This is a genomic window from Paenibacillus paeoniae, assembly GCF_003388735.1.
In the GTDB taxonomy this organism is placed as follows: domain Bacteria; phylum Bacillota; class Bacilli; order Paenibacillales; family Paenibacillaceae; genus Pristimantibacillus; species Pristimantibacillus paeoniae.
This window is the reverse complement of sequence record NZ_QUBQ01000001.1, coordinates 2,297,604-2,311,350: the sequence shown is the minus strand read 5'-3', so window position 1 is coordinate 2,311,350 and position 13,747 is coordinate 2,297,604. Positions and strand designations below refer to the sequence as shown.

The window sequence follows — 13,747 nt, the reverse complement described above, 5'->3', positions numbered from 1 at the left end:
TATTGGACCAAGCGGGAGGAAAGGCGCAGAATGGGCAATATACCGGCAAAGTTTCTAGCAAAAATGAAAAATCTGCTCCAAGCGGAATATGACAATTTTATGTCTTCCTATGAGTGGCCAAGAGTCTACGGATTGCGATTGAACCCGCTAAAGATTGATGCGGATCAATGGAAGCAGCTATCGCCTATGGGGGAAAACGTCCGACCTGTTCCTTGGGCGACGGAAGGCTATTATTATAAGGAGGACGAACGTCCGGGCAAGCATCCGCATTATCATGCAGGCTTGTATTATATACAGGAACCGAGCGCCATGCTGCCTGTTGAGCTGCTGGATGTGCGTCCAGGCCACCGCGTACTTGATTTGTGCGCCGCACCTGGAGGCAAGACGACGCAGATCGCCGGCAAGCTTAAAGGTGAAGGTGTTATAGTCAGCAATGACAATGCGGCAGAGCGAACAAAAGCGCTGGCGAAAAATATCGAGCTGTCTGGCGTGCGCAACGCAGCCGTATTAAACGAGGAGCCGCCGGCGCTTGTGCCTGCGTTTCGCGAATGGTTCGACCGCATACTCGTCGACGCACCTTGCTCTGGTGAAGGGATGTTCCGCAAGGATGAAGGGATGGCGGCGAGCTGGGAGAAGCATTCTGTCGAGCGCTGTACGATTATGCAGCGCGACATTCTGGAGAATGCGTCAGCGATGCTAGCTCCCGGCGGGCTGCTAGTCTACTCCACTTGTACGTTTTCGCCGGAGGAGAATGAATCGCAAATCGCGGACTTTCTCCTCCGTCATCCCGAATTCCGAGTTGAGGAGGTTCGACCGCCAGGAGGAATCTCTCCGGGCAGACCGGAATGGATCGACGCGGCAGCGTCTCGGGAGCTAGGGGCCGATACGACGGCGAGCCTAGCGGGTACCGTCAGGCTCTGGCCGCATCTTCTGGAAGGTGAAGGCCATTACGCTGCCGTGCTGCGTAAGTCGGGAGAAACGGATTCCCCCAGAGCATCGCTTGCTATTTATGAGGAGACACAGAAGGAAATAGTAACCCCTGCGGTCAAGCGCAAGAAAGACAAGAAGCGTACCGAGGAGGCGAGGCACGCGCGCGGAGGCAAGTCCGCTGTAAGCGAAGACGATCCCATTTCTGCATGGCGGAAATTCGCAGCGGAAGAGCTTCAATTGGATGAAAGTGCGGAGGCCATCCATTATGGCTCTATCGTCTATGTGCCGTCTGTGCAGCTACCTTCGCTTGATCGGCTTCGTGTCGTTCGTCCGGGCTGGTATGTCGGCGAAGCAAAGAAGGGGAGATTTGTTCCTTCACAGGCGCTTGCGATGGGACTTAAGCGAGCAGAATCCAAACGCTCTATTAGCTGGAACGCCGAGTCAGAAGAGATTCAGCGTTACTTGAAGGGCGAGACGCTGTTCGTACGGCCGGAAGAGATGGACATCGCACAGGGAGCAGCCGCCAAAGGTTATGTACTGGTCTGCGTGGACGGATATCCGTTAGGCTGGGGGAAATATGTGGACGGCATGCTCAAGAACGAGTTGTCGTCTGGTTGGAGGCAGATATAGAATGGCAGATAAATTACGGATAGACAAGCTGCTTGCTCATATGGGCTTCGGAACGCGAAGCGAGATTAAACGGGCGGTCAAGATAGGCAAAGTGGCGGTTGACGGCAAGGTCGTAAAGGATAGCGGATTAATCGTTGTTCCGGCTGAACAGACCGTTACCTTCGACGGGGAGAAGGTCGCCTATCGGGATGTGATTTATTTGATGCTCAACAAGCCTCAAGGAGTCATCTCAGCGACGGAAGACGGAAGAGAGCGGACTGTCATCGATTTGCTTGCTTCTGAGGACTGTCTGTTGAAGCCGTTCCCTGTTGGACGGCTGGATAAGGATACGGTAGGATTACTGCTGCTGACCAATGACGGGGGACTGGCTCATGAACTGCTTTCACCGCGCAAGCATGTGGACAAGACCTATGAAGCGCTGGTGCAGGGCAATGTGAATGAGGATGATGTAAAGGCTTTTCAGGAGGGCGTTACGCTGGATGACGGATATGTAACATTGCCCGCTCAGCTGCAACTGATGAATCGATCGTTGCCGCGCCAGTCGGATGCTTCATCTGCTGAGCAAGAGGGGGACTCACTTCCTCCTGTTCATTCGCTTATCCATCTGACGATTCATGAAGGCAAATTTCATCAGGTTAAACGGATGTTCGAAGCGGTCGGCAAAAAAGTGGTTACGTTGAAACGGTTGTCAATGGGCCCTTTGACGCTGGATGAATATCTGCCTGAAGGTCATTACCGGGAGCTGACGGAAGAGGAAGTTCATCAATTGAAGGCTCATCGCGGGAGCGGCAAATAACGGGCTCTTCGTTATGCACTCGATAGATAGAGAAACTACAGGATGGGAGCGAGGACGAAATGAAACTGGGTTACGAATTGATCGCGCTTGATGTGGATGGAACGCTGCTTACGGATGATCACAGGTTGCTGGAAGAGGTTAAGGACGCTGTTCGTGAGGCGGAACAAGCCGGTGCTACTATCGTATTATGCACAGGCAGGGGGCCTATGGGTACCTTCCCTGTACTGTCGGAGCTCGAGCTTAGCGGCATTCTGATTACGCATAACGGAGCGGCGACGATTCGGTCAGAGAATCATGAGGTCTTGTTTCAATACGACATGGATAGCAGAGAGCTAACAGAGTTCCTCGACTACTGCAGGGAGCATCGTATTCATTTTGACTTGAATACTGTGTTTGATATGTATGTAGAGTCCGTGTCAGAAGAAGTACAGAAAATGTATGAGCATCATCAAGTGGAGCCGATTATGGACACATTTGACGTGCGATTGCCGGATGGCTTAGTTAAAGTTACTTTATTCGGGTCGAAGGAACTGATGGATCAAACGCAGACGTATTGGGAACATAAGGCGTCGAGCCTGCAGTTTATCCGCAGCGGCGATTTTTTTATCGATGTGCAAAGCCCCAGCTCCAGCAAGGGGATTGCGCTGAAGCAATTGGCTGAAGTCAAGGGCATTGCTAGAGAGAACATCTTAGCCATCGGCAATTATTATAATGATATATCGATGCTTCAATATGCCGGTCTCGGCATCGCAATGAGTAATTCTCCGGAATCTGTAAAGAGAGCAGCGGATCGGATTGCCGGCTCCAACAATGAAGGAGGAGTCGCGGCAGCGATCCGGGAGTATGTCTGGAAGCAGAGCTGACAAGTATGGGATGGCAGTGAGAAAAAGGACGACTCGGTCAAAAGCCGAATCGTCCTTTTTCTCATGCTATGACATATGGAGAGTGCGATATGCAGCAAGCTTGGGTTGCGACACGATCCGCTCCTTCGTCTTCATTGGTGCCAGGTTCGTTTATTACAGGAATACTCTCGTAATGATGACGAGCAGAATAAACAGAACCAGGATTACACCTGTCGTCGTGTAGCCTCCATACACACCGGACATGCCAATTCCTCCTAGACTGTAGTTACCGATAGGCGGGCCTGCAGGCGCTTGGGAGGGGGTTCCCCTCAATCGGTATACGATATCCTATGCAATTTGTAGGGATTGGCGTGGACGACTGTCCTGACGGTTTGTATTTTTGCCACCGGAAAATAATGAAAAAAAGTTCATGAAGAAAACCGCAACGATTGATTGACAATCATGAAACAAAATGAATAAGATTGAAAGGATACCATAGGACATTGAACTAGTCCGCGTGTTTGCCGTCGACCAAAGAGTCGGGTGGCATAATCAATCAGACATAATTCACGTTCGATTTAATATACATTCATCTACTTATTGCGGAGGTAAGAACATTTATGAACTTTATTCAAGTGGAACGCTCTCCTGGATTGCGCGGTTCGGTCAAAATTCCAGGCTCCAAAAACAGCTCACTCGCTTTGCTGGCAGCTGCTTGCTTATCAGACGAGACAGTGGTTCTGAACAATATTCCTGATATCGCGGACTTCCGCGTCATTCGTGAGATTGCGGATGAGCTTGGCATTACGATGAGGGTGGACGAACCGGGAACGGTTGTGATCATTCCTGCCGGTATTCGGCATGCCCATATTGATCCGGTGAAATCCGCAACGTTCAGAACAGCTTATTATTTCGTAGGCGCACTGCTGAGCCGCTGTGGTACCGTATCTGTCGGATATCCTGGCGGCGACAATTTCGGGGATCGTCCGATTGATCAGCATATCAAAGCACTGAAGGCGCTCGGAGCCGAGCTTACCTTTCATGAAAAGCATTACGAAACAAGCGCGCGCCAGTTGAATGGCGCTGATATCTACTTCGATACGATTACGTCCGGAGCAACTATTAACGCGATGCTGGCTGCGGTGCGGGCCATCGGTTCTACGGTGCTGCGCAATGCGGCCAGGGATCCTGAGGTGGTCGATACAGCTCAATTGCTCATCGCCATGGGCGCACGAATTACGGGAGCCGGAACAGATACGATTCGAATTGAAGGCGTTCGCTACTTGCAAGGCTGCTCTTATACGGCAGTACCGGATCGGCTTATTGCGGGCTCCTTTCTGATCGCAGCAGGCGTAACGGGCGGCACGATTACAGTTGAAGATGTCATTCCGGAGCATCTGGGCTCCACGCTTGCCAAGCTGAGAGAAATCGGGCTTCAGATTGAGACGAATAGCGATTCGATTACGGCTTATGGAGAAGGACCGCTGAGAGCGACTCGAGTGAGAACGGGGATGTATCCCGGATTTCCTACCGATCTTCAGCAGCCGCTGACCGCGCTTATGGCGCAAGTATCTGGCAAAAGCATCGTGACGGACAAAATCTATCCGAAGCGATTCGCACATGTACAACAGTTGAAACGGATGGGGGCTGATATCGAGCTTCGTGCGGGCTCTGCTTTTATTAAGGGAGGCTTGCCGCTGCGCGGAAATTTGGTTCATGCATCCGATATTAGAGCTGGCATCTGTTTGCTGCTTGCTGGATTGGCAGCCGAAGGCACGACGCGCATAACGGGTGTTTATCATTTTGAACGTGGTTATGAGAACATTGTTGATTCCTTCCGCTCGCTTGGCGCGAAGCTGGAGGTTCGAGAAGCGCTTGAGGCCGGGATCGAATTGCCGCAAGTTAATTGATAGAGGGATCAAGACGGGGGGATCAGATATGGGCGCTGTGTCGTGCATTCTGTTCGATTTGGACGGTACATTACAAGATAGCGAGAAGCTGGCTATGGAAGCGCAGCGGGTCGGATTCCGTTCTGTCTTGAAACGTGAAGCAACGGAGGAGGAGCTAAATCAACTGAAAGGCAAACCAGTCGCAAAAGTGATTGGCATCCTCTATCCGGAGCATGGCTTGCAAATCTTCGAACATTCCGTTCGGTATTATGATGCCAACTGTGAATCTATTGCTTTGTACGATGGTGTGAGGGATATGCTGGAACGATTGATGGAAGCGGGATATCCGATGGGGATCGTTTCTTCGAAGCGGAAAGGGTATGTTGTAAGAGAGCTAAAGGCAAGCGGACTCCTTTCGTTCTTTGATTGCATAGTGGGTCAGGAGGATACGGAGGAGCATAAGCCGAAGCCAACTCCATTGTTGCTTGCCGTGGAAAAGATGGGGGTACCCATTGAAGCTTGTATCTACATAGGCGATCAGGTTACGGATATTCGAGCGGCCTCGGCTGCCGGTATGACGAGCGGCGCTGCGCTATGGGGAGAAGGCGAACGCGAATTGCTGGAGGACGGTCGTCCTGATCATTATTTCACGACACCGGAACAACTCGTCTCACATTTTACAAGAGCTAGCGAAGTGAATTCAGCAGGTTGACTAGATACAAGAAACCCAGTCCGATGGAAGATCAGACTGGGTTTTTTCATTTATCTTTTGCCGCGTCCGCTGTTGCGTCCGCCGCTATTTGGCTTGCCATGACCACTTTGTCCGCCTTGTCGACCGCTGTTTCGTCCACCGGAACGTCCGCCACTTTGTTGGGTGCGCGGTCCCTTGGAGCTTGAATCGCTCGACCGTCTTGAGCCGTGCTGGGAAGAACGTCCATCTTCCCGGCGGGGGCTGCGTTTACCCGCAGAATCGTCTGCTGTCGCCCATGGGTTGCCGTCGGTTGGAGCCGCTGCGGGCTTGCTGTTTCGTGGATTCGGATTCTGGGAACCGCGACGACCTTCACGCTGATCGTTTCGGTCGCTGCCGCGTCCGCCGTTTCGGTCGCTGCCGCGTCCACCGTTTCGGTCGCTGCCGCGTCCACCGTTTCGGTCGCTGCCGCGTTCACCGTTTCGGTCGCTGCTGCGTCCACCGTTTCGGCCTGACGATCTGCCGGAATCCTTGCTCCTGCCTTCTTTACTTCTAGAGTCTTTGTCGCCGCCTCGTTCGGCTACGCGAGCAGAGGACAATTCGCCTTCCCGATCGATTGCGCGACGTTCGAGACGAGCGCCGATGCTCTTTTCAATTGCCGTTAATTTGTGGACATCGTATGGCGTCGCAAGCGTGACCGCCATGCCCTTATGTCCGGCGCGGCCGGTTCTGCCGATGCGATGAATGTAGCTCTCGCCATCAAGCGGCATGTCGTAGTTGTAGACATGCGTGACACCCTCTACATCGAGTCCGCGGGCAGCAACGTCAGTCGCTACGAGCACTTGCAGGCGAGCATCGCGGAATCTCTTCATGACTTGTTCACGCTTGGCTTGCGTCAAATCGCCATGCAGCTCGTCCGATATAATGCCTGCATCCTGGAGCTCTTGGTTTAGTTTTTTGGCGCGAACCTTCGTTCTGCAGAAGATCACTGCCAGATACGGCTGATGCTGCTCCAGCAGATGGACAAGCGCACGCTGCTTTCCACGGTCGGTTGTATCCACAACCAGCTGCTTGATGCTGTCAAGCGTTACGTTGGCACTGCGAATTTGCACATCCTGCGGGGCATTCATATATTCCGCGGCGAGTTTGCGTATGGCATCCGGCATCGTAGCGGAGAACAGCATCGTCTGACGGGCTCTTGGCGTCTGTGTAACTATGCTCTCAACTTCGGGAAGGAATCCCATATGCAGCATTTGATCAGCCTCGTCGAGCACAAGCATGGTCAGCTTGCCCAGGTTGACGGTTCCGCGCGTCATATGATCGATCAGACGTCCCGGCGTAGCGACGACAATATGAGGCGAGTTCTGAAGCTTGCGGATTTGCGCGTCGACATCTTGTCCGCCGTAAGCGGCAAGAACGTTGGCGCCTATCGCTGGCGCCAGCTTCTTCATTTCCGCCGTAATCTGAATAGCCAATTCCCGGGTGGGAGTTAGAATAAGTGCTTGAACTTGCTCTTTATTAACATTGATGCGCTCTAGAATAGGCAAGGCGAATGCCAGTGTCTTGCCCGTGCCTGTCTGTGCCTGGGCGATTACATCTTTGCCGTTCATAAGCAGCGGTATAGTTTGTTTCTGTACAGGGGTAGGATCGTTGATGCCAGCCTGTTTCAATAAATCGTTCAGCTCCCGGGATACGCCGAGTGCTTGGAATGCGTTAGCCATGCGATAATTTCCTCATTTCATGTCATATGAAGCTAAGTATAACAGTTGCGGCGAACAAGTGCATCTTCGAAATGCATATGCTATGCTTATAGCCAACATTAAGAAGAGGAATGAGAGCATGCTGAAAGCGGGAACGAACCGGTCCATGATCAAGCAGGGACTAGAAGTGAATATTGTACTGAAGAAGGATCAGCGCACAGGGGAGCTTACGAGAGGGATTGTGAAGGATATTTTGACCAATTCCCCACAGCATCCACATGGCATAAAAGTAAGGCTGCAAGACGGTCAAGTAGGCCGCGTCAAAGAGATTTTATCGTAAGACGTTATGTGCTGGCGAAGGCAACCGTTTAAAACGGACCGCAAGGAGGAAGCGGCTTTATGGCATTCGGCATTACCCGCGAGGAGATGAAAGCTTGGAAGGCGAGCGTATTGCGAGGCGAGATTGCTTTCCTGACGCATTATTGGCTGGATGATCGCTTTCCAGGCATCCGAACCGTTACGAAGGTAGGCTGCTCCGATCTGGACAAGCTGGCTCTTTGGTGCCGGGAGAACGGATTGAATCCAAGGTATATACATAAGAGGGCGGAGTACCCTCATTTTGATCTGCTGGGATATAAGCAAGCTGAGATCTTGTTGAAAGAGAAGCTTTACGACCAGTTGGAGCGATTCAACATTCAACCCTAACCATTGATTCGGAGGGAGATGGCTGTATTTGGGAGAGAGAATGCTGATTGATAAACGAATAGAGGAATTAAGCTTGAACGGATGGCCGGCTCTGAGGACAGTGCTGTTCGATGGCTGGCTGCTGCGTTTTGCCGACGGATACACCAAGAGATCCAATTCTGTGCAGGCGATTTATGGACATAACGGCGATCTGATTGAGAAGATTAATCGCTGTGAAGAGCTGTATCGTGAGCAAGGCCAGCATACGGTATTCAAAATCACTCCCTTCGTGGAACCATCCTGTTTGGACGCCAGGCTGGAGGAGCTTGGCTATGAACGAATCGACCATACGCTTGTGAAGACGGCTTCAATTGTTGATCTCGATGAACCTCAGCACGGGGACAGGTTTCAATATTACAGGGAATTAACGGACGAGTGGCTGGATGCCGTTGCTCGAATGCAGGGTCTTAGCGACAATCAAAAGGAAACGACGCGGCACATGCTGACAGGACAGCCCTTGCGCAGAGCGTTTGGCCTGTACAAGCGTGGAGATGTCGCTGTCGCCGCCGGTATGATCGTACTGGAGGATGGCTATGCCGGATTGTACGATATTGTAACAGACGCAAGTGAACGCGGACGCGGTTATGGGGCAGCGCTTACTCGTGGGTTGCTGGGATGGGCCAAGGACCAGGGTGTCAGGACGGCCTATTTGCTTGTTGTGAAAAATAATGCGGCGGCCAACCGGCTTTACGACAAGTTTGGCTTTACAACACGTTATGACTATTGGTACCGTGTGAAGAAATAGTGGAAGGGAAGTAAGAAGCATGCTTAACAGCGATAGTCAGTCAGTCGAGAATAAGCGCATGGGCAGTTTGACAACTTTGGGGAAGCCCAAAGGACAGGCATGGCTGCTCGTACTTAGCATTATTCTTGTAGCGCTTGTATTGCGGGCTCCGATTACTTCGGTTGGACCGATCATTGAGCAAATCCGTGTGTCAATGGGCTTATCTGGCGCCATGACGGGATTGCTTACTACGTTGCCTTTGCTTGCATTCGCCTTTATTTCGCCGTTAGCTCCGAGAATAGCTGCCTGCATCGGGATGGAGCGGGCTTTGTTCTACGCTGCAGCATTATTGACGGCAGCCATTGCCGTCCGTTCATTGCCTTCTGTCTATGCCTTGTTCCTTGGCACGGCATTGCTTGGTGCGGCTATTGCTTTCGGCAATGTTTTGCTGCCTAGTCTGGTCAAGCGGGATTATCCAGACAAGGTGGGGCTTATGACTGGAGTCTATACCGTAGCGATGAACCTTGGAGCTGCGATCGGTTCCGGCATCAGCGTGCCATTGACGGAAGGACTTGGCTTCAGCTGGCAAGCTACGCTGGCTGTTACTGCGCTGGTTGCCTTCTTGTCGGCTGTTGTATGGCTGCCGCTGCTTCGTCGCAATAGCTCGGGGCCGAAACGCGGCAAAGCAGACCTATCCTCGGAGAGGGCGTCGCATTCATCGCTTCGCCGCAAGCTCTGGTCGTCACCGCTTGCTTGGACCGTGTCGCTGTTTTTGGCGCTGCAATCCTTTTGTTTTTATGTGAATGTCACTTGGCTTCCGCTTATTCTAGTGGACAAGGGCATCAGCCACGCGGACGCGGGCTGGCTGTTGTCGGTCATGCAGTTGATCGGCATGCCTTCGACTTTTATTATTCCGATTTTGGCGGGTAAGAGAGCGAGTCAGCGGGGTCTTGCCATATTGACCTCCAGCTTGTTTGTTGTCGGATATTTGATTTTACTGCTTGGCAGCGCATCTTGGGCGTTCGTCAGTATGATCGTACTAGGGCTTGGTGTAGGCGGAGGCTTTGGCCTGGCCTTAATGTTTTTTGCGCTGAGATCCAGCTCAACAGAACAAGCAGCGGAGCTGTCCGGCATGGCGCAAGCGATCGGATATTTGCTGGCCGCGACCGGACCACTGCTATTCGGTCTCATTCATGATTGGACAGGCAACTGGAACGTACCGTTGATGCTTATTCTCGTCATATCGGTGGTATACGGCCTACTGGGCTTATCGGCAGGAGCCGATCGCAAGATATGATACATGTGCGGTACTGATGAGTGCACGAAAAAATACTTCCTTCGGGAAGTTTTTTAGTTTGAAGTGGATTTATGGATAAGGCTTGCAGAGATTTGGAATGGATTATGGCGCGTGAGTGCAACCTACAGCGAGATGACAACGTCTGGAAGATTGAAGCGGATGGGTGAGCATGGAAAACGGTGAAAGCAAGACAAGGGCAGCCAGCGCTGAAGCGACGAATTCATGAGTATTTTGAAATAAAGGAGTATACATATGAAACGAACATTTATTGCATTAGCCGGATGGGTATCGATTATTGCAGGTTTGGCTTACATCGGGACAACATGGCTCGGTGCTGACTTTCTGGGGATGGAAGCGGGCTCGGAACGACAGACCGTCCGTTTTTGGGGCATCTGTTCTATAGTAGCTGGTATTTCTCTGCTGGGCTTGCTGTTATCTCGTCGCCTCATGAAGGATGCAGCCAATGACGGCTTGCTTATCGTGACACTGGCAGCGATTTTCCTTTTCCAGGTTCCACCATTTGGGTTGTGGCTGTTGGGCTTTATAGCGAGCGGATATACGGCTATCATGGGAATCATTATACATGGCGCGTTGATGGCAATCGTATGCTTAACTTTTGTATTTTCCAGAAACAGCCTGGTCAGAGAGGTAGCTTGACATCATGAAATTAGCAACCGCAAGTTCAATGTTGCTTGACATGCAAGAGTCAGGACTTATATAATCGTTAGTAATTGTTTGACTTATATCATGGCGTTGAAGAGGAACAGTACAGGCGTTGCATCGGATTAGAGAGCCGGCGGTTGGTGGAAGCCGGACCATGTACGCAGGGAAGCTCGCCTCGGAGCCGAACGGCCAATCTTGGGAAGCAGAAGAGAAATCGTTCCGAATCGTCCGCGTTACGGACGTCAAGTGAGCTAGGGCAGGGCATGCCTGATGCTAACTAGGGTGGTACCACGGGAGAATATCCTCTCGTCCCTAGCGTTAATCCGCTGGGGGCGGGAGGTTTTTATGTTTTTATGACGATTAGGAGGAAGTACGAATGACTCAGGAACAACAACGACACGGCTATAATCCGCTTGCGATTGAGCCGAAATGGCAGCAATACTGGGACGCAAACAAAACGTTCGAAACGAAGGAAGAAGCGGGGAAACCGAAGTTCTACGCCCTGGATATGTTTCCTTATCCTTCGGGAGCAGGTCTGCATGTAGGACATCCGGAAGGCTATACCGCTACCGATATCGTGTCGCGCTATAAGCGTATGAAAGGCTACAACGTACTGCATCCGATGGGCTGGGATGCATTTGGCCTGCCGGCTGAGCAGCATGCGCTGGACACAGGGCAGCATCCAAGAGATATTACATTCAAAAATATCGACAACTTCCGTCGTCAGATCAAATCGTTGGGCTTCTCATATGACTGGGATCGCGAATTCAGTACGACGGACCCAGACTACTATAAATGGACGCAATGGATTTTCATTCAGTTGTACAAACGCGGCTTGGCTTATGTAGCTGAAGTGCCTGTCAATTGGTGTCCGGCCCTTGGCACAGTGCTGGCGAATGAAGAGGTTATCGACGGCAAGAGCGAGCGCGGCGGTCATCCCGTCATCCGCAAGCCGATGCGCCAATGGATTCTGAAAATTACGGAATATGCTGATCGGTTGCTGGATGATCTGGAAGAGCTGGATTGGTCGGAGAGCATTAAGGATATGCAGCGCAACTGGATCGGCAAGTCGACAGGAGCGGAAGTGACGTTCGATATCGACGGACATGACAGCGCGCTGGTTGTCTTTACGACACGTCCGGACACGCTGTTCGGCGCGACATACTGCGTGCTTGCTCCTGAGCATGAGCTGGTAGCACTAATTACGACCGACGAGCAGAGAGCGGCGATAGAGGCTTATCAGGAAGTGGCTTCCCACAAGAGCGATCTGGAGCGTACGGATTTGGCGAAGGACAAGACGGGCGTTTTTACTGGCGCTTATGCGATCAATCCCGTCAACGGCGCTAAGACGCCAATCTGGATAGCTGATTATGTGCTGGCCGGCTACGGAACAGGCGCTATTATGGCAGTTCCGGGCCATGATGCAAGAGACTGGGAGTTTGCAAAGCAATTCGATCTGCCGATCATTGAGGTTGTGTCAGGCGGAGATGTATCCCAAGAGGCTTATTCGGGTGACGGAAAGCATGTGAACTCGGACTTCCTGAACGGACTGAGTAATGAAGAAGCGATCAAAGCGATGATCGGACGTCTGGAAGAAACGGGCAAAGGCAAGGCGAAGGTCACTTACCGACTGCGTGACTGGCTGTTCAGCCGCCAACGCTACTGGGGTGAGCCGATTCCGATTCTGCATCTGGAAGACGGCACAATGAAGCCGGTGCCGGAAGATCAATTGCCGTTGCTGCTGCCGGATGTGGATGCGATCAAGCCTTCTGGGACAGGAGAGTCGCCGCTGGCGAACGTGACGGAGTGGGTGAACACGGTTGATCCTGAGACGGGCATGAAGGCCCGCCGCGAGACGAACACGATGCCGCAATGGGCGGGAAGCTGCTGGTACTACTTGCGCTTCATCGATCCGAAGAACGACAAGGAGATCTGTTCGCCGGAGAAGCAGAAGGAATGGCTGCCGGTAGACTTGTACATCGGCGGCGCGGAGCATGCGGTGCTTCATCTTCTGTACGCGCGCTTCTGGCATAAAGTATTGTATGATCTGGGTGTTGTTCATACGAAGGAGCCGTTCCAGAAGCTGGTGAACCAAGGCATGATTCTTGGGATGAACAACGAGAAGATGTCCAAATCGCGCGGCAATGTTATCAATCCGGACGATATCGTGAACGAGTTCGGAGCGGATACGCTGCGGATGTACGAGATGTTCATGGGACCACTTGAGGCGACGAAGCCTTGGAATACGAACGGCGTGGAGGGCACTTACCGCTTCTTGGCTCGCGTATGGCGTCTGTTCGTGAATGAAGACGGAACGATCAGCTCCAAAATTGGCGATGGTGAAACAACCGATGTGTTCAAGCGCACATGGCATCGTTCCATTAAGAAAATGACAGATGATTACGAAAACCTGCGTTTCAATACTGTAATCAGCCAACTGATGATTTTTGTGAACGAAGCGTATAAGACGGACATTCTGCCGCGTGAAGCGATGGCGCAGTTCGTACAGTTGCTGTCTCCAATTGCGCCGCATATTGCAGAAGAGCTGTGGGAGAAGCTTGGGCAGGAAGGCACAATCTCCTATGCGGCTTGGCCGACCTATGATGAAGCATGGACGGTCGATCAGGAAGTGGAGATCGTGGTGCAGGTGAACGGTAAAATCGCAGAGCGTCTCTCGATTGCTGCCGATACGAACGAAGCAGATATGGAGTCGCTTGCGAAAGGCCTGGAGAAAGTACAGGAGCTGATTGCAGGCAAGACCGTCCGCAAGGTTATCGCGGTCAAAGGCAAGCTTGTCAACATTGTAGCCAATTAATCGAATCTGTCTCGCAATCCGAAGAGGTG

13 protein-coding genes and 1 other annotated feature are annotated in these 13,747 nt (G+C 52.0%); of the genes, 11 read left to right on the top strand and 2 right to left on the bottom strand.

From position 1 onward, the window contains the following. Positions 1–30 precede the first annotated feature (30 nt). Genes DX130_RS10785 through DX130_RS10775 form a run of 3 tightly spaced genes read left to right on the top strand, consistent with a single transcriptional unit; the run spans position 31 to position 3,219 of the window. Positions 31–1,560 carry an RsmB/NOP family class I SAM-dependent RNA methyltransferase gene (locus DX130_RS10785; RefSeq protein WP_116045062.1) on the top strand — a complete coding sequence of 510 codons (1,530 nt, stop codon included), beginning with the start codon at positions 31–33 and terminating at the stop codon, positions 1,558–1,560. 1 nt (position 1,561) lies between these two features. Then, positions 1,562–2,356, top strand: coding sequence for a pseudouridine synthase (locus DX130_RS10780; RefSeq protein WP_116045060.1), 795 nt, complete (start codon positions 1,562–1,564; stop codon positions 2,354–2,356). A gap of 59 nt (positions 2,357–2,415) precedes the next feature. Beyond that, entirely contained in the window at positions 2,416–3,219 is an 804-nt protein-coding gene (locus tag DX130_RS10775; RefSeq protein WP_116045059.1) for a Cof-type HAD-IIB family hydrolase, read from the top strand. A 153-nt stretch (positions 3,220–3,372) separates the two neighbouring features. On the opposite strand, the gene DX130_RS10770 is transcribed toward DX130_RS10775, so the two are convergent. Then, positions 3,373–3,462: a sporulation protein YjcZ gene (locus DX130_RS10770; RefSeq protein ID WP_116045057.1), complete on the bottom strand. Its 90-nt coding sequence runs from the start codon at positions 3,460–3,462 to the stop codon at positions 3,373–3,375. A gap of 356 nt (positions 3,463–3,818) precedes the next feature. On the opposite strand from DX130_RS10770, the gene murA reads away from it, so the two are divergent. Both murA and DX130_RS10760 read left to right on the top strand, forming a co-directional pair. After that, a complete protein-coding gene (gene murA / locus DX130_RS10765) occupies positions 3,819–5,108 on the top strand; it encodes a UDP-N-acetylglucosamine 1-carboxyvinyltransferase (RefSeq protein WP_116045055.1) in 1,290 nt (429 codons plus the stop codon). A 28-nt stretch (positions 5,109–5,136) separates the two neighbouring features. Next, complete coding sequence (locus tag DX130_RS10760) at positions 5,137–5,799, top strand: HAD family hydrolase (protein ID WP_165861222.1); 663 nt, start codon at positions 5,137–5,139, stop codon at positions 5,797–5,799. A gap of 50 nt (positions 5,800–5,849) precedes the next feature. Here DX130_RS10760 and DX130_RS10755 read toward each other — a convergent pair whose 3' ends face one another. Continuing rightward, entirely contained in the window at positions 5,850–7,496 is a 1,647-nt protein-coding gene (locus tag DX130_RS10755; protein ID WP_116045052.1) for a DEAD/DEAH box helicase, read from the bottom strand. A gap of 118 nt (positions 7,497–7,614) precedes the next feature. Here DX130_RS10755 and DX130_RS10750 point away from each other — a divergent pair, with 118 nt between their 5' ends. The 6 genes from DX130_RS10750 to leuS all read left to right on the top strand — a co-directional run bounded on the left by DX130_RS10750 (position 7,615) and on the right by leuS (position 13,718). Further along, complete coding sequence (locus DX130_RS10750) at positions 7,615–7,815, top strand: YwbE family protein (protein ID WP_116045051.1); 201 nt, start codon at positions 7,615–7,617, stop codon at positions 7,813–7,815. A 59-nt stretch (positions 7,816–7,874) separates the two neighbouring features. After that, positions 7,875–8,180, top strand: coding sequence for a hypothetical protein (locus DX130_RS10745; protein ID WP_116045050.1), 306 nt, complete (start codon positions 7,875–7,877; stop codon positions 8,178–8,180). Between the two features lie 28 nt (positions 8,181–8,208). Beyond that, positions 8,209–8,964 carry a GNAT family N-acetyltransferase gene (locus DX130_RS10740; protein WP_116045049.1) on the top strand — a complete coding sequence of 252 codons (756 nt, stop codon included), beginning with the start codon at positions 8,209–8,211 and terminating at the stop codon, positions 8,962–8,964. A gap of 19 nt (positions 8,965–8,983) precedes the next feature. Continuing rightward, a complete protein-coding gene (locus tag DX130_RS10735; RefSeq protein WP_240644394.1) occupies positions 8,984–10,240 on the top strand; it encodes a CynX/NimT family MFS transporter in 1,257 nt (418 codons plus the stop codon). A gap of 252 nt (positions 10,241–10,492) precedes the next feature. Further along, positions 10,493–10,897, top strand: a complete 405-nt coding sequence (locus DX130_RS10730) for a hypothetical protein (protein WP_116045048.1) — start codon at positions 10,493–10,495, stop codon at positions 10,895–10,897. Positions 10,898–10,984: 87 nt separating this feature from the next. Then, positions 10,985–11,220, top strand: a binding site (T-box leader). 59 nt (positions 11,221–11,279) lie between these two features. Then, the gene (leuS, locus tag DX130_RS10725; protein WP_116045047.1) at positions 11,280–13,718 is read left to right on the top strand and encodes a leucine--tRNA ligase; all 2,439 of its coding nucleotides are present in this window, start codon (positions 11,280–11,282) and stop codon (positions 13,716–13,718) included. The last annotated feature ends 29 nt before the right edge of the window (positions 13,719–13,747 follow it).